Source organism: Jongsikchunia kroppenstedtii DSM 45133 (assembly GCF_000380485.1).
GTDB classification, from domain to species: domain Bacteria; phylum Actinomycetota; class Actinomycetes; order Mycobacteriales; family Mycobacteriaceae; genus Jongsikchunia; species Jongsikchunia kroppenstedtii.
On record NZ_AQYG01000050.1, the window covers coordinates 388236 to 413727 of the forward strand.

At 68.8% G+C, this 25492-nt stretch carries 13 protein-coding genes; 8 read left to right on the forward strand and 5 right to left on the reverse strand.

Features of this window, described 5'->3' with window-relative positions:
* Positions 1-81: 81 nt before the first annotated feature.
* Both G341_RS0117850 and G341_RS0117855 read right to left on the reverse strand, forming a co-directional pair.
* Positions 82-1218: an alpha/beta fold hydrolase gene (locus G341_RS0117850; RefSeq protein WP_245557046.1), complete on the reverse strand. Its 1137-nt coding sequence runs from the start codon at positions 1216-1218 to the stop codon at positions 82-84.
* A gap of 70 nt (positions 1219-1288) precedes the next feature.
* Positions 1289-2248 (reverse strand): alpha/beta hydrolase, encoded by a 960-nt coding sequence (locus G341_RS0117855; protein WP_155827037.1) that lies wholly within the window; start codon positions 2246-2248, stop codon positions 1289-1291.
* 185 nt (positions 2249-2433) lie between these two features.
* Here G341_RS0117855 and G341_RS0117860 point away from each other — a divergent pair, with 185 nt between their 5' ends.
* Positions 2434-3954 carry a wax ester/triacylglycerol synthase family O-acyltransferase gene (locus tag G341_RS0117860; RefSeq protein WP_018180535.1) on the forward strand — a complete coding sequence of 507 codons (1521 nt, stop codon included), beginning with the start codon at positions 2434-2436 and terminating at the stop codon, positions 3952-3954.
* Between the two features lie 148 nt (positions 3955-4102).
* Here the strand turns inward: G341_RS0117860 and G341_RS0117865 are convergent, their stop codons facing one another.
* The gene (locus G341_RS0117865) at positions 4103-4921 is read right to left on the reverse strand and encodes an LmeA family phospholipid-binding protein (RefSeq protein ID WP_018180536.1); all 819 of its coding nucleotides are present in this window, start codon (positions 4919-4921) and stop codon (positions 4103-4105) included.
* A 187-nt stretch (positions 4922-5108) separates the two neighbouring features.
* Between G341_RS0117865 and G341_RS0117870 the strand changes: the two genes are divergently transcribed.
* From G341_RS0117870 to G341_RS0117895, 6 genes are read left to right on the forward strand one after another with little or no spacing between them, the layout of a single operon-like run.
* A complete protein-coding gene (locus tag G341_RS0117870) occupies positions 5109-18683 on the forward strand; it encodes a non-ribosomal peptide synthetase (RefSeq protein WP_018180537.1) in 13575 nt (4524 codons plus the stop codon).
* Positions 18684-18685: 2 nt separating this feature from the next.
* Positions 18686-18949 (forward strand): MbtH family protein, encoded by a 264-nt coding sequence (locus G341_RS0117875; RefSeq protein ID WP_026303842.1) that lies wholly within the window; start codon positions 18686-18688, stop codon positions 18947-18949.
* On the forward strand, positions 18927-19991 hold the full coding sequence (locus G341_RS22475) for an ABC transporter ATP-binding protein (protein ID WP_081622592.1): 1065 nt from the start codon (positions 18927-18929) through the stop codon (positions 19989-19991). Before G341_RS0117875 ends, G341_RS22475 begins: the two co-directional genes overlap by 23 nt.
* On the forward strand, positions 19981-20763 hold the full coding sequence (locus G341_RS0117885) for an ABC transporter permease (RefSeq protein ID WP_018180540.1): 783 nt from the start codon (positions 19981-19983) through the stop codon (positions 20761-20763). The genes G341_RS22475 and G341_RS0117885 overlap by 11 nt, the downstream gene beginning before the upstream one ends.
* Positions 20764-20806: 43 nt before the next feature.
* On the forward strand, positions 20807-21370 hold the full coding sequence (sigK, locus tag G341_RS0117890) for an ECF RNA polymerase sigma factor SigK (protein WP_018180541.1): 564 nt from the start codon (positions 20807-20809) through the stop codon (positions 21368-21370).
* Entirely contained in the window at positions 21363-22091 is a 729-nt protein-coding gene (locus G341_RS0117895) for an anti-sigma factor (RefSeq protein ID WP_018180542.1), read from the forward strand. The genes sigK and G341_RS0117895 overlap by 8 nt, the downstream gene beginning before the upstream one ends.
* A gap of 7 nt (positions 22092-22098) precedes the next feature.
* Here G341_RS0117895 and G341_RS0117900 read toward each other — a convergent pair whose 3' ends face one another.
* Positions 22099-22950 carry a CHRD domain-containing protein gene (locus tag G341_RS0117900; protein ID WP_018180543.1) on the reverse strand — a complete coding sequence of 284 codons (852 nt, stop codon included), beginning with the start codon at positions 22948-22950 and terminating at the stop codon, positions 22099-22101.
* 375 nt (positions 22951-23325) lie between these two features.
* Between G341_RS0117900 and G341_RS0117905 the strand changes: the two genes are divergently transcribed.
* The gene (locus tag G341_RS0117905) at positions 23326-24870 is read left to right on the forward strand and encodes a DEAD/DEAH box helicase (protein WP_051092862.1); all 1545 of its coding nucleotides are present in this window, start codon (positions 23326-23328) and stop codon (positions 24868-24870) included.
* Positions 24871-24939: 69 nt separating this feature from the next.
* Here G341_RS0117905 and G341_RS0117910 read toward each other — a convergent pair whose 3' ends face one another.
* On the reverse strand, positions 24940-25485 hold the full coding sequence (locus tag G341_RS0117910) for a hypothetical protein (protein ID WP_018180545.1): 546 nt from the start codon (positions 25483-25485) through the stop codon (positions 24940-24942).
* Positions 25486-25492: the final 7 nt, after the last annotated feature.

Genomic DNA, 25492 nt, shown 5'->3' on the forward strand with positions numbered 1-25492 from the left:
CGTCGCATCGGAGTTCCTGTGTCGGTCGGCGTCAGGATATGACACGCGCCACTGCCGCCTTCGGTCCGACCGCCGCGACGATCAGTTCGGGCCGGCCAGCAGGGTGGCGCGCAGCCGATCGGCGAGCGCCTCCTTGCCCGCTCGCGACCAGGTGAAGCCCGCGTGCGCGCTGTTGAACCACTGCACCGTCCCGTCGCGCCACGCCTCGCCGAGCGCCACCGACTGCTGGCGCGGGATCAGCCGGTCGGCGCGCGCAGCGAGCAGCGATCGCCGGTCGCGGGCGACAGCGGTGGGCAGCACCAGCGGCGCGATGACGCGGTAGACGCTCCGCGCGTCCGCGCTCGCGATCACGCCGCGATACTCGTCCGGCGGACCGTGGTGTTCCAGCAACCCGAGCGGGTCGACGAACGGGATCGCCGCGGCGACGACGTCCACCGGTTCGAGAGCGGAGATCAGCGTCGACAGGAACCCGCCGAGCGATACGCCGTAGACGCCCACCGGAGCGGCGGAATTCGCCCGGATCCAACCGATGATCCGGCGGATCTCCCACACCGCCTGGGTGACGCCGTGCAGCATGGCCGACAGATCCAGCGTCAGCAGCTGCCCGTCGCCCTTCGCGTTGCGCGAGCCGTGCAGCGGCGACGTGGGCAGCACGACGTTCAGCCCGAGTTTCTTGTGCATGACGGTCGCGCGCAGGGCGCTCAGATCCTGCCGCGAGGATCCCATCCCGAACCCGTGCAGGCAGACCACCCAGGGCGCGTTCGGATCGCCGCGCAGCACCCGCAGCGGGACGGTGGCGTTGTATTTGTCGTTGCGCCAACGGTTCACGCCCGGCTCGATGGGACGCGGCGCGAAACCAGACTCGAACGCGACCGTCTCGTGGCCCCACAGACCGGGTCGCTTGCGCCAGCCGACCAGCTCGTCATCGGTCAGCGGCGGCGGTGTCCGGTGATAGGAGACCGGATCGGCGAGCCAGCCCTGCTCCTGGAAAAGCGCTGCCGCCTCGGCCATTTCGGCAGCGAGACGTTCCGGCGTGGCCTCGTCCGGCAGCTTCGCCGGGAACCAGCGCATGATCGCCAGCACGGTGTCATCGAGCGCGATCTGCGGTGCCAGTCGGAATCGCTGCATCGCGGTGAGCGGTGGCAGCACGGTGCCCGTGGGTGCCGCCGGCAACGGGTCGCCGCCGGTCCATTCCGGGTTGCTAGCAGGTACAGACACCGTGATCCCCTCAATCCTGAATCTGTTCGTCCGGTCGATCGAACCGATCAATGCTGCTCTGGTCAGGCCGTCATGCCGACGCCTTCGCGGTCAGCGCGTCGTGGATGACAACACACACTTCCTCGTTGGCCTTCTCCGCCTCCGGCAGATGATCGGCGAGATTGAAGAAGCCGTGGAATCCCTTGTCGTAGCGCCGCGTCGTCACGTGGGCGCCGCCGGCCACGAGCATCTGGGCGTACTCCTCGCCCTCGTCGCAGAGGGGGTCGAGGGCGCCGGTCACCACGTGGCCGTCAGGCAGACCGGTGAGGTCTCCGACGATCGGCGACGCCAGCACGTTGGCATTCTCGCCGCTGTCGCCGAGGTACTGCTTGGTGAACCAGTACATGTGCGACCCGGTGAGCACCCCGCTCTTGGTATGCGGACTGGACGTCACCGACTTCTTGCGACGCTGGTCCACCACCGGGTAGATGAGCACCTGGAAGGCGATGGCGGGGCCGCCGCGATCGCGCGCCATCATCGCCACCACCGCGGTGAGATTGCCGCCTGCGCTGTCGCCCGCGACCACCAGCTGTGCGGGATCGCCGCCGAACTCGGCCGCGCAGCGAGCCACCCACTCGACCGCCGCCCAGGCGTCCTCGACGGCCGCCGGGAACGGATGCTCCGGGGCGAGCCGATAGTCGACCGAGATGACAATCGCGCCAACACCATTCGCCAGACGCCGGCAGCAGGAATCATGCGAGTCGAGGTCGCACAGCACGAACCCGCCGCCGTGGAAGTACACCAGCACCGGCAGACCCTGGGGCCCCTGCTCGGCGCCGCGCGGCCGGTAGATGCGCACCGGGATCTCGCCCGCGGGCCCCGGGATGGTCCGGTCCTCGACGCCGGCCACCGGCACCGGCTTGGCGGGACGTCGGCTGGCCTTGAGTCGGGCCCGAACATCGGCGGCGTCACCGTCACCGGCGGCGATCGAGGCGAAAGCCTCGGTCATCCGCCCGGCGACCTCGCGCTTCATCGCATCGGAGTCGCTCATCGGACAGTGCGCACCCGCGAAATGGATTCCTTCATGGCAGCAGACCGTACGAGCCGCCCACAGGGCTCGGTCCGCGCGATCCCACTAGCCGGGAAGGGTCGTCGAATACCTCACAGGCGCCATGCATAGTGAACTCAATCACATATGGTCCACTCTCCTGTGGACGAAGTACCCGAGGGGGAAAGATGCGTCGGCTAAAGGGCGAAGACAACAGCTTCCTGGCATGGGAGAGTGCGGTCCAACCGCAGCACACGGTCAAGGCCGTGGTGCTCGATCCCAAGAAGGTCAGCGAGCCGTTCGACTTCGATCGCTTCAAGGAAGTGGTGCAGGCCTGGGCCGCGCGGGTCGAGCCGATGCAGTGGCAGCTGCTGTCACCGCGCGCCGGCGTCGGGCGGCCGTGGTGGGTGTCGCGTCCCCGCCTCGACATGAACTATCACGTGCACCGCACCACGGCGGCGGCACCGGGCGGCGACGAGCAGCTGGCCGCCACGATCGGTGAACTCTTCGAGGTACCGCTCGATCGAGACCGTCCGGCCTGGCAGATCTGGTACGTCGAGGGTCTCGCCGACGGCAAGGTCGCGCTGGTGCTCAAGATCCACCACGCCGTCGCCGACGGCGGCGCCTCGGTGCGCCTGCTGGAGAACATCTACAGCGCCGATCCGGACGCCCCGCTGCCGGCGGCGTGCCCGGCGCCGGAGGACGAGCAGCGGCCGGCCGCCACCACCTGGTTGCCGCAGGTGGGTCGCGTTCAGCTGACCTCCTGGGGAAGGTTCCCGAGCCTGCTGGGCCGGACCGCACATGTCACCAGCGTCATCCGCGCGCGCCAGAAGTCCGGCAAGCCCGGTTATGCCGAGGCGTTCACCGCGCCGGCGATGCCGTTCAACGACCCGCTGACGGCCGGCCGGACCTTCGCCTACCGGCGCGTCGACGTCAACGAGATCAAGAGGGTCGCAAAGGCTTTCGGCGTCACCGTGAACGACGTCTTCCTGTCGCTCTGCGCCGGCGCGCTCCGCGAGTACCTGCAGAGCCATGGCAAACTCAGCGACGACGCGTTGACCGCGGTCGTGCCGGTCTCGATGCGCCCCAAGGACACCGAGGTCGAGTGGGGCAATCATGTGGCCCGCTGGAACGTCGAGTTCGCCACCCACATCGCCGACCCCGTCGAGCGGCTGCAGGCGATCGCCGACGGCACCCGCACCGCGCGGGAGGTCCAGGCCGAGCGCGACGAGTCGCTGCAGCACGACTGGATGGAGTACTGGCCGCTGTTCTGGGTGTACTCCCGCGTGCTGCCGATCGCCGGAGCCCGGGTGTCCAAGCGCCCGATGTTCAGCCTCATCGCCTCCAACATGCGTGGGCCCAAGCAGCTCTACCTCGGCGGCGCGCCGATCGAACAGCTGATCTCGACGGGCCCCCTGGTGTTCCCGATGGGCCTGAACTTCACCGGCTGGAGCTATGAGAACGAGATGACGATCTGCGTCCTCGCCTGCTCCGACCACATCTCAGAGGCGTACGACATCGCGGACCATCTCCCCGAGATGCTGGCCGAGCTGGGCAAGCTGGCACCGGGAGCCACGGACGAGACCCCGGCCGCTGCTGCCGAGACGTCGGCGGCCGCCGACGAAATCGAGGAGCCGAAGAAGAGGGCGCCCGCGAATAAGGCCGCGGCCAAGAAGGCGACGCCCAAGGCGGCATCCGGCACGGCCTAACCCGGTCGACCGACCCGAACGGCGAACGGCCGCCGCAGCGAAAGCTGTGGCGGCCGTCGTCGTGAGGTGAGTGCGGCCGTGAAGTCAGTCGTGAAATGAGTGCGCCGACGATCCGGAACCGCGCCCGAATCCGCGGCCGGCCGAACCGCTAGCCGAACCAGCGCAGGTTCAAGTTCTTTCCGACGCCGCTCAATTGGTCCATCACGTCGTCGATGCGGCGGCGCGGCATCTCGAGCTGCCACTCGGGCAGCCGGCCCGAGAGCTGCACCGAATTCGGGCCGAAGTCGACGGAGGTCAGTTCGAGCTTGCCCGGCAGCGTGGGTAGTGGAAGCCGGTAGGCGGGAGTACGTTTCGGCAGGCTCAGCCGCGTCTTGCGCACGACCACCGCGCGCGGCCTGATCCGCAGGCTCGACCCATCGGTCTGAGCGTCCACCTCGATATGTCCCAGACTCGGGCGGGCCGTCAGCTGCAGGCTCGCCACGCTGTTCTCGTCCACATCCGACTGCACGCGCGGCGCGGCGTCGCGCAGCAGGGCGGCGAGTCCCTCCGGGGTGGTCTCCCCCTCGATCTCGATCGGCGCGGCGATCAGTTTCGGCGGCGTGGTCGGCTTGATGTGGACGTTGTGCACGACCACCGACGCCCGCTCGAAATGCGTTCCCTTCCAAGATATGTCGGATGCCGAGACACGGATCTCGTTGAGCTGTCCGACCGACAGGCCACGCATGTCGAAGTCGGACTCGAATTTCGTGATGGTCAGCGCGATCTCACCCGAGCCCGTATTGATGTTGAGGCGCCGGCCGACCAGCCGATCGCCCAGCTTGTTGAGCAGCGCCCGGTAGGCGCCGGCCGGCCCCGCCGTGAGTGAGCTGGTAGCGCTCGCACTCGATGACCACAGCCAGGTCAGTGGGTCCAGCACACGTTTCGAACCCCAGTCTCCCCAGTCGCGGAATGGATTCGGATAGCTCATAACTGTTCATTATCAACTTTTGCTCGCGCGCGCGACGCGACACCATACCGCTGGACGGGACATGTTTCTGGCTCGGCCGACCGGGGAAATCTTTCTCGGGAAATTCTGTCCGCGGAATTCTGACCGGACCCATCCGCAGCTGCCTCCCACACGAAGTGCCTATATCGCAGATCGCAAGGAGGACCGCGTGACCACGTACGACGTCGCTCTCACGACCACCGAGGCCTCGGCCTTACCGCTGACCGCGGCGCAGCGAGGTATTTACTACGCGCAGCTACTCGACCCCGAGGTGCCGATGTCGGTTGCCGCTTTCGTCGAGTTCCACGCCGCAGTCGACCCGACGGTGATGGACCGGGCCGTGGCCGACACCGCCGACGAGACCGAATCCGGGCTGCTGCGGCTGGTGAAACCCGAGGACGACACCGAGCCCCGCGTGCTGGTGGACCGCGATCGCCGGATCGAACTCGGTCGGCGTGACTTCTCCGACGCCGACGATCCCCGGGCCGCCGCACTGGCCTGGATCGATGAGCATCGGGCGCGCACGGTGGACCTGTTCGCCGATCCGTTGCTGGAGACCTATCTGCTGCGTCTCGGTCCGGACCACACCATCTGGTACTGCTGGGGCCATCACCTGGCCTTCGACGGCTACGCGGCGATGTACATGATGGTGCGCGTCGCGCAGCGCTACACCGCCATCACCGGCGCCACCGAAGTCCCTGGTGCCGCGGTGGCCACGATCGCGGAGATCGCGGAGATCGACCGGGCCTACCGCGACTCTTCCCGGTTCGCCGAGGATCGGGAGTACTGGGCCGCCCGCCTGACCGACGGCTGCTCCGAGTCCACCGGCCCCCAGCCGACCTCGTTCTCGCCCAACTGCGACGCCGCCGCACCCGTCGCCACGGTCCGGTCGGCGGTCCTCGACACCGAGGTGGCCGCCGGGATCCGGGCGATGGCGGAGGCATTGGGCGTCCGCCCGGCGTCGGTGATCACGGCGACCGTCGCTGCGTATCTCGCCCGGCTGAACGACGTGCCGGACGCGATGGTCAGTCTGCCCGTGGCCGTCCGCGACTCGGCGATCCTGCGGAGTTCGGCCGGATTGACCTCGAACGTGCTGCCGATTCGGGCCGCGTTCGGCCGACCTGACGCGACCGTGTCGATCCGCGACCTGGTGTGCACGGTCAACCGCGAGATCAAGGGCGCCGTTCGGCATCAGCGATACCGGCACGAAGAGATCGCGACCGATCTCCTGGGTTCGATGACCGGCCGGCGCGGATTCTTCGGACCGATGGTCAACGTGATGCTGTTCTTCGAACACATCGACTTCGGTGCATTGCGCGGCGAACTGAATGTGCTGTCGACGGGCCCGGTCGAGGACGCCTCGGTGAACGTGTACGACGCACTCTCCGGGCAGATGCGGCTCGACCTCGAGGCCAACCCACGGGTCTACGATCCCGCCGAGATCGACATGCATCACATGCGGCTCATCGACTTCCTCACCCGGCTGGTCGATGCCGACCCGGACCGCTCCCTCGCCGATATCCGACTTGTCTCGGACGCCGAATTCTCTGCACTCCAAGAGTTTTCAGCCGGACCGGAGGTCGACTCCCGCGAACTCACCCTGACGGACCTGCTGACGGACGCGGCCGCGCGCTTCCCGGAAAAGACCGCGATCGTCGACCCGGCCGGTCACCCGTTGAGCTACGCCGACTTCCGCGAGCGCACCGCGGCGGTCGCAGATGGTCTCCGCACGCGGGGAGTCGGGCCGGAATCAGTTGTCGGAGTGGCGCTCCCGCGCGGTACAGACCAGGTCGTCGCACTCCATGCGGTGATCCGCGCCGGGGCGGCATTCGTACCCATCGACGCCGCGGAGCCGGAAGACCGACTGGCGCACATTCTCGACACCGCCCGGCCGGCACTCGTCATCGTCGAGCCGGATTCCGAGCTGCCGGGCGTGGTGACCGCGACCATGCCGGAGCTATCCGACGCCGCCGCATCGCCACTCGCCGGCGCGCTCACGACGCACCCCGATCAGGCCGCCTACCTGCTGTTCACCTCCGGTTCCACCGGCCGGCCCAAGGGTGTCCAGATCACGCACCGGGCGATCGTCAATCGCCTGCGCTGGATGCAGGAGACCTATGGGCTGAGCCCGGAGGACCGGGTGCTGCAGAAGACTCCCGGCACGTTCGACGTGTCCGTGTGGGAGTACTTCTGGCCGTTGACCGCCGGTGCCACCCTGGTGGTGGCACGCCCCGACGGCCACCGCGATCCCTGGTACCTGCGCGAGGTCATCGAGACGCACGGCGTGACCGCGACGCATTTCGTGCCGTCGATGCTGTCCGCTTTCGCGGACGTACTCTCCGCCGACGACGCCACCGCGATCGCGCTCGACTCGCTTCGGATGATCTTCGCCAGCGGCGAGGCCCTCACTCCGAGCACAGTCGCCAGGGCGGCGGCGATCACTTCGGCCGCCGTACACAACCTGTACGGCCCGACCGAGGCCGCCATCGACGTCACTTTCCATAATGACTGCCGCCCAACCGATTCGGTGATACCGATCGGACGTCCGGTCTGGAACACCCGCCTCCACGTCCTGGATCGGTCGCTGTCACCGGTGCCGATCGGGGCGGTCGGCGAACTGTATCTGGGCGGCATCCAGCTGGCCCGCGGATACCGCGGGCGGGCCGACCTCACCGCCGGAAAATTCATTGCCGACCCCGGCGGTGGGGGCGGTCGGCTCTACCGCACCGGCGATCTGGTGCGTCGCCGTGCCGACGGGGAACTCGAGTATCTGGGCCGCGACGACACTCAGATCAAGATCCGGGGACAGCGGGTGGAGCTGGGCGAGATCGAATCCGCTTTGGCCGCCCTCCCCGGGGTCCGAGGTGCGGCGGCGGTGGCGCGCACCGATCTCGTCGCCGACACCATCGTGATCGGTCATGTCACGGGCGACCGCAGCCTGTCCGATCGCGACCTGCGTGCCGAGCTGTCCAACTCGCTTCCGGCACACATGATTCCGACCGTCGTGATGTTCTCCGACGAACTGCCGATCACGGCGAACGGCAAGCTCGATCGGCGCGCGCTGCCCGAACCGGTCTTCGGTTGCGAACAGCACGTGCACCCGGAGACTCCGCTGGAGAAGCTCGTACACACGACCGTTCAGTCGATACTCGAACTCTCCGAGTTGTCGATGTCGGCCGGATTCTTCGACGTCGGCGGGAATTCGTTGGCAGCCACCCGGATCGCGGCGCGGCTGTCCGCGGCCACCGGCTGCCGGTTGGGCATCCGAGCGATCTTCGACGCAACGGATATCGCCGCTATCGTCGACGCTCTTCGACGGCTGGGCGTCACCGATGACGCGATGCCGCAGGCCGCGCCTGCCCCGACCGTCACCGTCGACGGGCCGGTGCCGCTCTCTCCCGCCCAACACCGCTTGTGGCTTGCCGCGCAAGTGGACTCGACGACCGCGACCAGTTACACCATGCCGTTCAGCGTGCGACTGCTCGGCGAGCTCGATGATGTCGCGCTCGGGGCGGCGCTGGCCGACGTCGTCGCCCGGCATGAACCGCTGCGCACTCGGGTGACCCGGGTGTCCGGAATCGCCTGTCAGCACGTGGAATCGCCGGCGGCCGACCTCATTGCGTTGCCGACCGTGCACGCCTCCGACTTCGACCCCGATGCGGTCCGCCAGTATGCGCGCCTGCCCTTCGACCTGGAACGCGAGCTGCCGATTCGCGCACAGCTGCTGCGTCACGGCGCCGACGATCACACCCTGGTGGTGGTGATCCACCATCTCGCCGCCGACGGGTGGTCACTGGCGCCCCTGGCCCACGATCTCGGGGCCGCCTATCGGGCGCGCCGGGACGGCGACGAGCCGCACTGGAGCGAGTTGCCCGCGGGCTATCGCCAGATCAGCGCGGAACGCGCCGCATGGCTGGAGCAGCCGGATTCCGGTGCTGCACAACAGATCGACTACTGGTCGAAAGTCCTCGCCGACGCGCCCGCCGGAATCGAACTCCCCTATGACCGCCCGCGCTCCCCGTCTGACCACTCCGGTTCGTCGGTGCGCACGCGGATCGCCGCAGACACTGCCGACCAGTTGATCCGTCTCGCCGAGCAGCGCGGGTCGAGCCTCTTCATGGTCCTGCACGCAGCCGTGGCGGCGCTGCTGCGCAACATGTCTCAGTCCGATGACATCGTGGTGGGCACGCCGGTGTCCGGGCGAGGTGACGACCGGCTCGACCACATGGTCGGAATGTTCGTCAACACGCTCGCCCTGCGCACGACAGTGGACAAGTGGTCGTCGTTCGCCGACCTACTCGGCCGCGTTCGGGAGACGGATCTGGCGGCCTTCGATCACGCCGACGTGCCGTTCGACCGACTGGTCGGTGAGCTCAATCCGCCGCGCAGCGGCAGCGGCCAGCCCTACTTCGATGTGACTGTCGCTCTGGAGAATTCGCCCCGAGTCGACCTGGACTTCGCGGGCCTCGCCGCGACGGCTGCGCCGATCCCGACCGGCACCGCCAAGTTCGATCTCGAGTTCACCTTCCGCGAGCCATCCGATGCCGGCATCGAAATCGAGATCGGTTACACCACCGCTCTTTTCGACAGGGAGACCGTGGCTTCACTCGCGTCTCGGCTGGTCCGCCTGTGTGAGATCGTGGGTGCCGATCCGGAGGTCGCGGTCGGCGACGCGTCGGTGCTGGCCCCGCATGAACGCCTGGATCTGGTGCCCGCCGTCGGACCGGGCCATCGACCCGTCGAACACCTGGAACAGCTGCTCGCGGCCGCCGTCGCGGCCCGCCCGGACCGACCGGCAATCGTCTGCCCGGAGACCGGCCGCATGCTGACCTACCGCGAGTTCGACGCCGCGACCAACCGGTTTGCGCGGCTGCTGATCGAGGCCGGCGCCGGTCCCGAAGCCTTTGTGGCAGTCGGCCTTCCACGCGGGATCGACTGGAGCATCGCGGTGTGGTCGATCGTCAAGTCCGGGGCCGCGTGGGTGCCGGTCGATCCGGCCTATCCGCGTCCCAGGATCGAGTTCATGCTGTCCGACTCCGGCGCGCGGCTGCTGGTCACCGACCGAGCATCGCGCCCGCACGTGTCCCCGGAAGACGAAGGTCCGGTGAGCTGCGTCGTGATCGACGACGAGGCGACGACGGCCCGGCTGGAACGCAACTCCACCGCGCCGATCACCGACCGCGATCGGCGGCTGCCCGTTGCTGTGGACCAGCCCGCGTATCTCATCTACACCTCCGGAACCACCGGGGTGCCCAAGGGCGTGGTCGTCAGCCACCGGGGACTCGGCGATTTCGCGGCCGAAGAGGTGTCGCGCCTGCGGCTCACCCCGGACAGCGCGACCCTGCATCTGGCCTCGCCAAGCTTCGACGCCTCGATCCTCGAGATGTTGATGGCCGTCGGGGCCGCCGCCACGATGCACATCGCGCCGCCCGGAGTCGTCGGCGGGCGCGAGCTCGCGGACCTGATGGCGAACGCCCGGGTCTCGCACGCCTTTCTGACGCCGTCGCTGCTCACCACCATGGAGCCCGACGACCTCCCCGATCTCTGCACCCTGGTCATCGGCGGCGAGCATCCGAATGCGGAGGCAGTGCGGCGATGGTCCGCCGGGCGGCGCCTGATCAACGCATACGGGCCCACCGAGGCCACGGTGGTCGCCACGATGTCGCAGGACATCAGCCCGCACGACACCGTGACGATCGGTCGGCCGATACGCGGAGTGTCGGCGATGGTGCTCGACGAACGCCTGCGACCGGTCGCTCCCGGCGCCATCGGTGAGCTGTACCTGAGCGGACCGCATCTGGCACGCGGCTATCACGGAGTCCGGCCGCTCACGTCGAAGCGCTTCATCGCCAACCCGTACGGCGAGCCTGGCGAGCGCATGTACCGCACAGGCGATCTCGTGCGCTGGCGGATCGATCACACCCTCGAGTTCCGCGGGCGTGCGGACCACCAGGCGAAGGTTCGCGGGCACCGGATCGAGCTCGGCGAGGTGAACGCCGCCATCGCCACCGATGACTCGGTGCGCGATGTGATCACCGTCGTCGACGGTGACGGCGAGGCGGCCCGGCTGGTCTCCTACATCACCGCTGCCGACAGCGTCGCGGCCGGCGCCGACCTGGTGGGCGAGCTTCGCGACCGGCTGGCCGACCGGCTGCCCCGGTACCTGGTCCCGTCCGCGGTGGTCGTCCTCGATCGGATACCGACGACTCCGATCGGGAAGGTCGATATGCGGGCGTTGCCGGCCGCCGAACCCGACATGACCGGTCCCGCAGGGTATGTCGCTCCGCGCACCGATATCGAGCGAGCGATCGCGGCCGACTTCGCCGAACTTCTCGCGATCGACGTCGACGGCATCGGGCGCGAACACGATTTCTTCGACCTCGGCGGCAACTCGTTGCTGGCAACGCAACTCGTCGGTCGACTGGAACAGCGATTCGATCGGCGGATCGCCGTCCGCGATCTGTTCGACGATGCCCGCGTCGTCGCGCTCGCGCGGCTGTCATCCGCAGCCGGGGATGACCAACCGCTCGTCGCCCTGACCCACGAGCCGGATGCAGAAGTACAACCCGGCCCCGCGCAGCAGCAGCTGTGGTTCCTCAACCAATTCGACGACAGTGGCGACGGTTCCGCCGCCGGCGGCTATCACATCGCGTTCGCCCTGCGGCTGTGCGGCGATCTCGACACAGCGGCTCTCGGCGGCGCGCTCGCCCACGCGGTGGAACGCCATGAACCGCTGCGCACCCGGTATCCGGCCCGCAGCGGCCGTCCGGTACTGGACGTGATTGCGCCGCAGCATGTCTCGGGGTTCGACGGCATCGACCTGCACCCGGAGCCCATTGCGGACGCCGATTGGGCCGACACCGTCGCCCGGTGTGCGGCAGCCCCGTTCGACCTGACGAACGATTTGCCCCTGCGTGCGCGGCTGCATCGCATCGAGCCCGCGAACGCCGGCGAGGCCCCCGTCGAGCACCGGCTCACCATCGTGATCCACCACATTGCCGCGGACGGCTGGTCGCTGGGTCCACTCGCGCGCGATATCGCCTCCGCGTACGCCGACCTGAGCGGCGGACGGGAGCCGCAGGCTAGCCCGCTCCCTGTGTCGTATCGGGACTATCTGCGTTGGCAGGCAACATCACTCGGCCTGGATGCGGACGGTCCGGAGCGCCGGATCGACGAGCTCACGCAGTGGTGGCACACCGAGCTGGAGGGCGTCGACGGCGCCCCGATCCTCGCCGCAGACGTGGTCGACGCGGCGGAGGCGGTCCCGACGGCCGGGTTCGTAGAGGTCCCGTTCGACCCGGCCCTGCGTGCCGCGCTGCGCGACCACGACGGCCTGGGCAACACCGAGTTCATGGCGGTCCATGCCATGGTGGCCGCACTGCTGCATCGCCTGCACGCCGATCCGGCCGCCCATTTCGGCGCGCGCCGATCCGATCTGATCATCGGCACTCCGGTGGCCGGGCGCGGTGACCCCCGGCTGGCCGAACTCGTCGGCATGTTCGTCAACTCGGTACCGCTGCGCACTCCGGTCGCTTCCGGTGCCCGGTTCGTCGATCTCCTCAGCACCGTCCGCGATGCCGACCTAGCGGCCCTGGCACACGCCGACCTGCCCTTCGAGCGGCTCGTGGCGGCGTTGCGCCCGGCCCGCACCGGGGGCCATCCGATATTTCAGATCGCGTTGACGGTCGACGATCTCGACATCGCCGACACCGGCGCGCTTGAACTCGACGGGATCGAGTCGGAAGTCCTGCCGGTCGAGGCGGGCGGCCCGCGTTTCGACCTGGAGCTGCGCGTTCGCTCCGGGGTCGCGCGCTTCATCTATGACACCTCGCGATTCAGCCCTCGCCGAGTCGCCGACCTCGCCGACCGGTTCGTCGCGCTTGCCGAGCAGGTCGTCGCCGATCCCACGGTCACGATCGGCGAACTGCAGATCGACAGCCTCGCCGGCGACGGCACGGGATCGGCCGAACAGACGGCGCCGCGGCACCTCGCCGATCTGATCGACGACACGGTCGCCGCCCGACCGAACGCCATCGCCCTGGACGATGGCGACCGTCAGCTCTCCTACCGGGACGCAAGCGAACTCGCCGATCGCTGGGCGGCAGCTCTGGCCGGGTATGACCTCGGGCCCGAATCGGTGATCGCGGTTGCGATCGACCGCTCCATCGAGTCGGTGATCGCCACCTGGGCGATCGCGAAGGCGGGCGCGGCCATGCTGCCGATCGACCCGCGGTTGCCCGCCGATCGCGTCGCACACATGCTGTCCGACTCGGGCGCCGTACTGGGCATCACCACCGGAGAACTCTTCGATGCCCGGCCACGAGATCTCTGGTGGGTCCGCACCGACGAGCTGTCGGGCACGGCGGCCGCCGTCTCGACCGAACCCGCGAACCCGCGCCTGCCGGATTCATGCGCGTACGTGATCTACACCTCCGGAACCACCGGCCTGCCGAAGGGCGTCGCGGTCAGCCACCGCGGTCTGGCGGCGTTCGCATCGGCACAGACCGCTCGGTACCAAGTCGAGAGCGACAGCCGCACTTTGCATTTCGCGTCGCCGAGTTTCGACGCCGCGATGCTCGAACTGCTGCTTGCGCTCGACGCCGGCGCCACGATGGTGATCGCGCCGCCGACGATCTACGGCGGTGACGAGCTGGTCGAGTTCCTCGGCGAGCACGCCGTCACACATGCATTCGTGACCCCCGCGGCGTTGGCGTCGGCCGGGCCGCGCGAGCTGCCGCACCTGAAGTGTCTCGCCGTCGGCGGCGAATCCTTCGGCCGCGAGCTGGTGGATCGGTGGTCGGCCGGGCGGCGTTTCCTCAACTGCTACGGACCCACGGAGACGACGATCGTGACGGTCATCTCCGACGCGCTCACGCCGAACGGCTCCCTCCCCATCGGCACCCCGATCGACCAGACGAGCGCCCTCGTACTCGACGACCGGCTCCGACCGGTGCCGCCGTACGCACCGGGCGAGCTCTATCTGGCCGGGCCCGGCCTGGCGCGGGGATACGCCGGCCGGCACGCGATGACCGCGGGCCGGTTCGTCGCCGCGCCCACCGGGGTGGGCCCGGCCGGCAGCCGCATGTATCGCACCGGCGACATCGTCTCCCGCGATCTGGACGGGGCGTTGACCTACCTCGGACGCCGGGACCGCCAGGTGAAGGTCCGCGGGTTCCGCATCGAGCTGGACGAGGTCGATTCCACTCTGGCCGGCCATCCCGCGGTGCGATCGGCTGTCACCGTCGTGAACGGCACGCACGACACGGCGCGCCTGGTCTCCTATGTGGTCGCGCAGCCGAGCACAGACCGGGGACCGGACCTGGAGCGGTCGCTCATCGCACACGTGCGAGACCGGCTGCCCCGGCAGATGGTGCCGTCGGCGATCGTGGCGATCGACGCGATCCCGCTGACCGTCAACGGCAAGGTGGACCAGGCGGCGCTGCCCACCCCCGACCCGGCGGCCACCGCCGAGGATCGTCGAACGCCGGAGACGGTCGCCGAACAGGTGGTAGTTGCGTTCGTCGCCGATGCTCTGGATCTGCCGCCGGAGTCGGTCGGCATCGACGACGACTTCTTCGAGATGGGCGGCACCTCGCTCCAGGCGACCGGGCTGATCAGCCGCATCAACATCGCACACCGGGGAGAGCCGATACGGGTGCGGGCACTGTTCGATAACCCGGTGCTCGCACGATTCGCCGCACTCCTCGATATCGATGCCGACAGCGCGAACACCGTCGCGAGCGAAGATCCGTCAGCGACCGACGCCGATCGGCCGGAACGATTCCCGCTCGCCCCGATGCAGCGCCGGCTGTGGTCGCTGCAGCGCAGTCAGCCGGACGCGGTCGACTACGTGATGCCGTTCCGATTGCACCTCCGCGGCACTGTCGACGTGCCGACCCTGCGCGCCGCCTTGGTCGACGTGGTGACCTGGCACGCCGGCCTGCGCACCGTCTACCCCGAGGGTGCCGACGGCCCGTTCGGGATCGTGCTCGACGATGCCGCCGCGGTGGTGGGCCCGTTGACGGCCGCCGACGATGACCCCGCCGCCATCGTCGAGGCGCTCGCCGGGCGCCCGTTCGACCTCACCGTCGACGCTCCCCTGCGAGTCGGTCTGAGCTCGGCGGGCGACACCCACACACTCGTCCTGGCGATTCATCACATCGCCGCCGACGGGGCATCGCTGCCACTGATCGTGGGCGATCTGATCCGCACCTATCGCGAGCGGCTCGCCGGGCGCGCCACTGCATGGCAGGCCGCGCCGCTCGACTATCGCGACTACGCCCTGGCGATGGCCCAGGCCGACGATGGCGGCATCGACGACGATCGACGGTATTGGGCCGATCGGCTGTCGGGAGCACCCGGCGAGACGAGCATTGCCGCCGACGCAACCCTCGCCGACCGTTCCGGCGGAGCGATGGTGTCGGTTCCGGTCGACACCGATCTGCGCGATGCCGTCCTCGCATTCGCCCGCTCGAACACGACGTCCGCGTTCAGCGTGCTGCATACCGCCACCGTCGCTCTGCTGCACCGGCTGGGCGTGGGAACCGATCTCGTGATCGGCACTCCGGTGGCCAATCGGAATCCGCGCGGCACCGCCGCCGATGACTACCGCCAGGTGGTCGGGATGTTCGTCAACACCGTGGCGCTACGCACCGCCGTCGACCCGGGTGGCACCGCGCAGTCCCTCCTGGACGCGGTCCGCGACGCCGATCTGGACGCCTGGGACCATCTGGATGCGCCGTTCGACGACGTGGTCGCCGACGTGAACCCGGTGCGCCTCCCGGGCCGGCATCCGCTCTTCCAGATCGCCCTGTCGGTACACGACCTGGCCGACTCGCTCGCCGGAAATCGCCTGCGGGTCAACGGAAATCTGAGCCTGGAGGTCGATGAGGTCGACACCCATACGGCCAAATTCGATCTGCAGCTCACGGTGACCGGCATGACTGCGCACGCGCCCGAGCCGGCGCTGACCGTGACCTACGCCCGCAACCGCTACTCGGAACGGCAGGCTCGTGACCTGGCCGTCCGACTGCTGCGCACGCTGCGGGCACTCATCGACGATCCGGGACGCGCCGTGGGCGACATTCGGGTGACCGATCCGTTGGAAGTCGCCGCGCTCAGCCCGGTCTCCGGACGGCCCTCCGCCCCGCCGCGCACGCTCATCGAGCTGCTCGATGCGGCGGTCTCGCGCTGCCCGGACGGCATCGCCGCACTCACCGAGGAGGCCGGCGTCGTACGCACGATCAGCTACCGGGAGTTGGATGCCCGAGCGAACCGGTTGGCCCGACTCCTTCTCGCGCGCGGCGTCATCGACGGCCCGGAGCCACTTGTCGCCATGGCGATCGGCCGATCCATCGAGGCGGTCGTCGCGATCTGGGCGATCATCCGTTGCGGCGCAGCGTATGTCCCGGTGGACCCGAACTATCCGCAAGGCCGCGTCGCGCACATGCTCGACGACAGCGGCGCTCGATCGGTGGTCACCACGTCGGCCGCCGCGACCAGCCTCGGAACGTCGCTGCCGACCGTGGTGATCGACGATCCCGACATCCAGCGCCAGTCCGCCGCGCTGTCTCCCGAACCCATCGGTGACGACGAGCGGTCCGCGTCGGTGCGGCCGAACCAGCTGGCCTATGTCATCTACACGTCGGGCTCCACGGGAACCCCGAAGGGAGTGCTCGTCCCCCACAGCGGATTGGGTGCAGTCCACGACGAACTCGCCGACCGCATGCGCCCGACACCGCAGTCGAGAGTGCTGCACTTCGCATCGCCCAGCTTCGATGCGTCGATGCTGGAGTTCCTTCTCGCCGCGGCCGGCGCGTCGACGCTGGTCATCGCGCCCACCACGCTGTACGGCGGCGACGATCTCGCGGCGTTCATCGACCGGCACCAGGTGTCGCATGCATTCATCACCCCCGCCGCCGTGGCGACGATGGACCCCGCCGCCACGCAGTCGCTGAGCACGTTGGCGGTAGGCGGTGAGGCGGTCGGAGCAGACCTGGTGCAGCACTGGGCATCTGGACGTCGGCTGCTCAACGTGTACGGCCCGACCGAGACCACGATCATCTGCACCGGATCGGCACCGCTGTCGGCCGACGCACCGGTCACGATCGGAACGCCGAACAACGGGGTCGGCGCCGTGGTCCTGGATGCACGACTGCACCCGGTGCCGGCCGGCGTGGCGGGCGAACTGTACCTGCTCGGCGATCAGCTGACCCGCGGCTACCACCGCCGGCCGGAACTCACCGCCACCCGATACGTTCCAGCCCCGCTGGTTCTGGGCGAACAGTATGCGGGACAACGCATGTACCGCACGGGCGACCTCGTGCGCTGGACTGCCGACGGCACGCTCGATTACCTCGGGCGCTCGGACGACCAGGTGCAGGTACGCGGATTTCGCGTCGAACTCGCCGAGATCGACGCGGCGCTGTCCGCGCATCCCGCCGTCCGGTCGGCGGTCACGGTCGCCGATACGGGCTCCGATGTCACGACGCTGCACGGCTATCTGACCGCCGCGGACGGCGCTGACCTGGACACCGCGGAACTGCGCCGAATCCTGGCCCGCACGCTGCCGCGACACCTGATCCCCGCGTCGTTCACCGTGCTCGACCGGCTACCGCTCACTCCGGTCGGGAAGATCGATCGGGCCGCACTGCCGAAACCGCAACAGCAACAGTCGGAATCGGAGAGGCACCGCCCGCCCGCGGCAGGACTGGAGAGCACGATCGCCGGAATATTCGCCGATGTCCTGGACGCGGCAACCGTCGGCGCCGAGGACAACTTCTTCGATATCGGCGGCAACTCGCTGCTCACCACCACCGTCGCGACCCGGCTGCGCGAGGCGGGCCACCAGGTCGCGGTCCCGGACCTCTTCGCAGCGCCGACGGCGGCGGAACTGGCCGCCGTACTGTCCGGCGACGCGTCCGGACGCTCCGCTCTCGCACCGGTATTGACGTTGCGCGACAAGTCTCCGGATTCGGACGCCGCGCCGCTGTTCGTCTTCCACCCGGCGATCGGACTGTCGTGGAGCTTCGCCGCATTGCTACCCCACATCGATGCCGGCCGCGCGGTATACGGCCTGCAGAATCCCGCCCTGTCCGGGGAGCGGCCCGGCGGGTCGATCGGCGAGCTGGCAGCCGACTACGTGGCGCGCATCCGGGAGATCGCCGGTCACGGCCCGTACCGCCTCCTGGGCTGGTCGCTGGGCGGCCTCATCGCACACGAGGTCGCGGTCGCCCTGCAGCGCGCCGGCGAACAGGTGGAGCAGCTGATCCTGCTCGACTCCTACGTCGTCGCCGATCATCCGGATCTCGCGACGACACAATCGACGCGGGAATTGCTGGGCGAGTTCGGGTTCGACACCGCCGGCATGGCGGAGGATCCCGATCTCGACGAGATCTGGTCAGCGCTCCGGGAGGCCGACGGTGCTCTGGCGGACCTCTCCCGCGACGACGTCGCCGCGGTGCTGGAGACCTTCGGGGCGGCCGGGCCGCTGGCGGCGAATTGGCAACCGCGGACCTTCGTCGGCGACGCCGTATTCGTCAGCGCCGCCGATCGTCCGGCCGATCGACCGCCGGCCCGCCCGGACTGGATCGACCGGATCACCGGCGACATCGCCGATGTCGTGCTGCCCTGCAGCCATGCGCGGATGTTGTTGCCCGCCAATGTTGATCAGTACTCCCACGTACTCAACCCCACCCCACCGACCCCGGCCCGCCGGCCGGGCGCCCATCGAAAGGCATGGTGACCATGACCAACCCCTTCGACAACACCGACGGAACCTTCCTGGTGCTCGTCAATCACGAGGGTCAACACTCGCTGTGGCCGGATTTCGCCCCGGTGCCTGACGGCTGGACCCGGGTGCACGGCCCGGCGGGCCACGACGACTGCCTGAACTACGTCGAGGAGAACTGGCGGGACATGCGGCCGGCCAGCCTGATCGCCGCGATGGCAGAGGCCGAGGACGCCGCCGCGGCCAGGAGGGACGTCGATGGGTCGACACACGATGGCTGAGATCCTCGAAGCGGCAACCACGGACACGCTGCCGGTCGTCCCGGCTGAAGAAGCAGCCGCGTCGGACGCGTTGACGCTCTCCGGCGTGACCAAGGTGTTCCGCTCCGGTACCGCGCGCCGCGGTGTCGAACACATCGCGGTACGCGAACTGGACCTGAGCGTGCGGCCGGGCACCGTCCATGCGCTGCTGGGGCCCAACGGTGCGGGCAAGACCACGACCGTGTCGATGGTCGCGACACTTCTGCGACCCGACGCGGGCGAGATCCTCGTCGACGGAGTCGACGCGGTGAAGCACCCCGGCGAGGTCCGCGAAATCATCGGCGTCTCCGGCCAATACGCGGCCGTCGATCAGAATCTCACCGGGTTCGAAAACCTGCGGATGACGGCCCAGCTCTACGGCATGTCACGGCGAGCGGCGACGGCCGTCGCCCGGGAGATGATCGACCGGCTGGACCTCACGGCCGCGGCGGATCGCCCCGCGCGCACCTACTCCGGCGGAATGCGGCGACGACTCGATCTCGCCGGCGCGCTGCTCAACAAACCCCGCCTGGTCATCCTCGACGAGCCGACCACGGGCCTGGACCCGCGCGGGCGACGACAGATCTGGGACATCGTCCGCGACCTGGTGGCCGCGGGTACGACGATCCTCCTCACCACGCAGTATCTGGAGGAGGCCGACGAACTCGCCGACCAGATCACGGTGATCGATCACGGCGCGATCCGTGCCCACGGCACGCCGGATGAACTGAAGGCCGAGTACGGCATGGCCCAGCTGACCGTCGAGGTCGCGCCCGAGTCCCACGCCGCCGATGTCCGCGCGGCACTGACGACGCTCGGCCCCGGATCACCGCGGCAGCTCGATTCGACGCACTGGGAGGTGGCGGTGGCGGCCGGTACGCGCAGCGCCGTCGCCGCCGTCAAGTCGCTCGACCAGTGCGGCGTGAACATCGTCGACGCGATCGTGACCGCGCCGACCCTCGACGCGGTCTTCCTGCAGCTGACCGAATCGGCCGACCGAACGGAGGCCGTCGATGGTCGGTGATACCGCAGTCCTGATCGAACGCAACCTGCTCACGGTCCGCCGCATCCCCACGCTGTTGCTCGGCGCGACGGTGCAGCCGCTGATGTTCGTGTTCCTCTTCGCCTACGTCTTCGGCGCCACCCTGGGCGGCGGGTCGTACCGCGAGTTCCTGATGGCCGGGATCTTCACTCAGACAGTGCTTTTCAATGCCGCGTTCACCACTGTCGGCCTGGCCAACGACATGGCCGACGGCATCGTGAACCGACTACGCACGCTGCCGATGTCGCGGTTGGCGGTGATCACTGCACGCGTCAGTTCGGACATGCTGCTCGGGGTCCTCGGACTCGCGGTGATGGTCGCGTGCGGGTACATCATCGGCTGGCGGATTCGCGGCAGCGCTCTCGACGCCGTCATCGCGTTCGCGATACTGCTGCTCTTCGCTCTCGCCATGGCCTGGGTGGGGGCGGTGACGGGGCTGGCCGCACGCAATGTCGAGGTCGCGCAAAGCGTCGGATTCCTGTGGATGTTCCCGGTGACCTTCCTGTCGAGCGCGTTTATTTCGGCGGCGAGCCTGCCCGGCCCGTTGCGCGCGATCGCGGAGTGGAATCCGGTGACCGCCGTCGCGACCGTGTCGCGGGCGCGATTCCACAACGCGGCGCCACCGGACTTTCCCGTGCCCAGCGGTTGGCCCGCACAGCACGCACTCGGCTATTCGGTGCTGTGGAGCGTGGGCCTGCTGGTCGTGTGCGTGCCTGCCTCGCTGGTCCTCTACCGTCGATCGGCTCGCCGATGAGCCCACCTGAGTCGTCGAATGTCCGTACGGTGGATACGTGTCGATGAGCGCACCCGGCGATGTCGATCTCTCGCACCTGCTGACCCAAGCCTCCAACGGCGATCGGGAGGCCTTCGCCCGGCTCTATGACCGGACGAGTTCCCGCATCTACGGCCTGGCGTTGCGGATACTCCGCGACCGCAACCATGCCGAGGAGGTCGTGCAGGAGTCGTACATGCAGTACTGGCAACGGGCGCACGAGTACGACGTGAGTCGCGGCAGCGTCACCACCTGGATGATGACGATCGCTCACCGTCGAGCCGTCGATCGAGTCCGAACCGAGGAGCTGCAACGCAGCCGCAGCGCTCAGTACATCGCGGAGAACGGCACGGTCCCGGCCGCCCCCGTCACCGATGCCGTTCTGGCACAAGAAGAATCGGACACGCTGCGGCAATGCCTGGGGCGCCTCACCGATCTGCAGCGCAACAGCATCGAGCTGTCCTACTTCGGCGGGCTGAGCTATCCGGAGGTGGCCGAACACACCGCGACGCCGCTGCCGACGATCAAATCGCGCATCCGCGACGGACTTCGTCGACTGCGCCTCTGCATGGGGAGCCAGCATGGCTGACCGCGATTGGATAGAAGACAACGTCGAGCTGTATGCGATCGACGGCCTGCCCGCCGCCGAGCATGCCGAGATGGAGGCCTCGCTCGCGGCCCTGTCGGACCTGGAACGCCAGATCTACCAACGTCACATCGTCGACACCCAGTCGGCAATGACCGACTACGCGGGTCGGTACGCAGCGGCGCCTCCAGCAGACCTTCGCGGCCGGATCCTGGACGACCACGCGACGGGCACTCGCCAGGTGATTCCGATTCGGTCGCGTCGCCGGCGGATCGCGACCATCATCGCGGCCGCCGCGGTGGTGATCGCGGTCGCGCTCGCGGCGGGAGTAGGCATCGGACGGGTGACCGCGCCGTCGACCAAATCCTCCGTAGCCCAGAGCGATCCGACACTGGCCGTGTTGGCCGCGCCCGATGCGACGATGCAGACGACGCCGCTGGACGACGGCCGCGGCACGCTGGCACTGGTCGTTTCTCGTTCCCACGATCAGGCCGTCGCGATCGTGCGCCGGACCACCAACCCGGTGCCCGCAGATCGATCACTCCAGTTCTGGCTCGTGGGGAAAGCGCCGACGCCGATCTCCGCAGGACTGGTCGACAACGCCGCCGCCCCACCGCTTCTCATCAACGCGATCGGTGGCGCCCAGGTCCTGGCGGTCACCCTCGAACCGCGCGGCGGGTCACCCGCGCCGACCACGCCGCTGCTGACGAAGGTTCCTCTCTGACCGGGCGTCAGCCGTGGATGTCGCCGCAGAGGATCGGCGCGAACAGCATGGTCGGCTTACCGTCCTGAAGAATCTGCTGCATCGAGCCGAAGTGCACGTTGACATACCAGCCGGTGGCGGGTGGCGGCCCGGACACGGAGATCGTGGTCGTCTCGGCGGCATTTCCCGATGCATCGGCCTTCAGGTCCGGCAGGCTGTAGGCCACCGCGCCCTGCTGCACGCAGGAGCCGTCATGAATATGGGCCGCGTGCACCGTATTCGGCGGTAGCCCGGTGGCTTTGATGCCCACTGTCAACTGATGCGACGACGGCACATAGCTCAATGTCGTCGAGCCGGTGATCGACTTGCCGTTGCGTCCGGAGGGCATCATCGTAAGCTGCACCGGCGCAGCGTGATTCGATCCCGGAGTGATGTCAGCGCACGAGATCGATGTGAAGCTGACGTCCTGCGGCGAGCCCAGTTGCGCCATCGGGGCCAAGTGGATGTTCAGGTAGGAATGATCCGGAATACCGTCCGGGACCTTCGTCTTCGATTCCACCGTCTGCTTGATCACCCCGAAGCTGTCCGCGGTGATATCGGCGAACGGCACCGATGGGGGCTTGGTCTGGTCCGCGCAGGTTCCGGGGTGGATATGCATCGCATGCGCGCCGCCCGGAGTGAAGCCCGACATGTCGATCGTCGCCGACACGAGTTGCGTTGTTGGATCCCATTTCAGGCTGACCGTCCCGGTCGGTGCCGGCGTGAGCTGCACGGTCGGAATGGTCGGCGGACTCGCACCGGCCGAGGACGTCGAGGATGACGACGAGTGGCTGGAACTACTCGAACACGCCGCCAGTGCCAGCAGTCCGGCCGCGGCCATGCACGCTCCTGCGAGTCGCTTCATCAGAAGCGCCCCCTTACGGGTTGATGTTCTGACGCCTGTTGCGAGGCTAGGCCTGCACGAAATCCCCGGGCAACGCCTTTTGTCCGGATCCGCCGGATCAACTGAAAATTCCGTCGGGTGGGCCTCCACACCGCCGGCCACCGCCATGCGGCCAGTGCGACGTGCCTCACTCGATAGCCGGTCCGGCACGGAATCGTGCTAGTTTTGAGTTACTTGACCTGCATATTCAGCGGTCTCGCGTCGATGAACGCATCTCACACTTTCCTCGGCGACCAGGCGCGCCACCTGTCGCGCGCCGCACCCGGCCACCAAAAATTGGCGCCGGGCCCACATGCCAGAAAGACACTTCGCATGACTACCTTCGCCGATCTCGGCGTGCCCGCAGCCGTTTGCACATCGCTTACCGCACAGGGCATCACAGCTCCTTTTCCGATCCAGACCAAGACCCTTCCCGACTCCTTGAGCGGCCGCGACGTGCTCGGCCGCGGCCGCACCGGGTCCGGCAAGACGCTCGCGTTCGCGTTGCCGCTCGTCAGCCGCCTGGCTGCGGCCGGCGCCGCCCGTCGGGCCGCCCGCAAGCCGCGCGGCCTGGTGCTCGCGCCGACCCGGGAGCTCGCCACCCAGATCAACAACACGGTGCAGCCGCTCGCCGAGGCGCTCGGCCTGAACACCACCGTCATCTACGGCGGCGTTCCGCAGCAGCGCCAGGAGCGCGCGCTCGCGGCCGGCGTCGACATCGTCATCGCCTGCCCCGGCCGGCTCGAGGACCTGCTGCGGCAGGGCGTCGTCTCGCTGTCGACCGTGGCGGTCACCGTGCTCGACGAGGCCGACCACATGGCCGACCTCGGCTTCCTGCCCACGGTGCGCAAGATCCTCAACGCCACCCCGAGCGGCCAGCGCCTGCTGTTCTCCGCGACGCTCGACAACGGCGTCGACAAGATCGTCAAGGCCTACCTGAACAATCCCGTCACGCATTCGGTCGACGAGCCGAAGGCCGCCGTGTCGTCCATGGAGCACCGCGTGTTCGCGGTCGCCGACCCGGGCGCCAAGAAGCAGTTGGTGTCGACGCTGGCCTCTGGCACCGGACGCCGGGTGCTGTTCACCCGCACCAAGCATCACGCCCGCAAGCTCGCGAAATCGCTGACGGCCGAGGGTATTCCGGCGGTAGATCTGCACGGCAACCTGTCGCAGAACGCCCGTGACCGCAACCTTGCGGCCTTCTCGGCCGGGAGCGTCCGCGTGCTGGTGGCCACCGATGTCGCTGCGCGCGGCGTCCACGTCGATGACGTCGAGCTGGTCGTCCACGTCGATCCGCCGACCGAGCACAAGTCGTATCTGCACCGCTCCGGCCGCACGGCACGCGCCGGCGCCGCGGGCACCGTCGTCACCATCTCGACGCCCGATCAGCGTCGCGATGTGCAGAAGCTGATGCGTGCCGCCGGCGTCACCGCCGACATCGATTCCGTGTCGTCCACGTCGCCCGCCGTCACGGATCTGGTCGGCGAGGTGGCCGCCAAGGTGCACGGCCCCTTGCCCACCGAGCGCCCATCCGCCGGCAACCGCCCCAAGGCTGCGGGCTCCGGCCAGGGACGCCGGCGTCGCAAGCCGGCCGACCGCGACGATGCCGGTCGACGTTCGGCTGATCGCTCCGCACATCGCGGCGGATCCGCGAATCGCGACGGATCAGGCCGCCGCACGGGGCAGTCGCAGTCCAATCGCTCCGGCGGTGCCGCGCATTCGGGCGGCAGCGGACGCACAGGCGGCAGCGGACGTTCCGGCGGTGCCGGGCGGGCCACCGCCTCCGGACGTGGCGGTTCCGACCGCGCAGCTGCCGGCACCGCGTCGCAGGCATCCGGTCGGCGCCGCGCGCGTCGCCCCGCGACCTTCACTCGCTAGATCCCGAACGACAGCGACCCGCGGCTCGATTGCCGCGGGTCGCTGTCGTCTTTTCAGAGCCCCCGAGCGTTAGGCCGGCCTCGGCACGAATCCGTCGCGAATGAGCTCCAGCGCGTCGTCGCCGAATACCTGCGTCGGGAATCGCCCGGCGACGAGGTCGGCGAGATAGGCGACCAACCCTCCGGGGTGGTAGTCGTTCGTCAGGCCGTCACCAATGACCACGGCCGCCCAGGCGTTCGGGTCGTCCCCGGTCATATGCCAGTAGCCGGTTTCGCCGCCGGGGGCGCCGCCCCAGCCGTAGTACGGCACGGGGTCGACGTCCTCGATCGCCATCGGAACGGTGGAACCGTCCGGGTGGATCCACTGATGGTGGCCGTATGTGCCGCGCAGGTCGGTCAGCGACTGCCGGCAATACGCGCCGCCGGCGATCAGGTCGTCCGGCGTCGGAGCCATCAGCCCCAGGTAGCCGCCGAGCGACCCCTCGCCGTAGGTGCCGACGAGCTGCTTGTAGTCGTCGGGCAGGACGAATCCCACCGCAGCCTGGGCGGCGTCAAAGTCGTAGTGAGGTACCGCCTTTGGCGGCGGCACGAGCGAAACCAATTCTTCGAGCGACATATTCGGA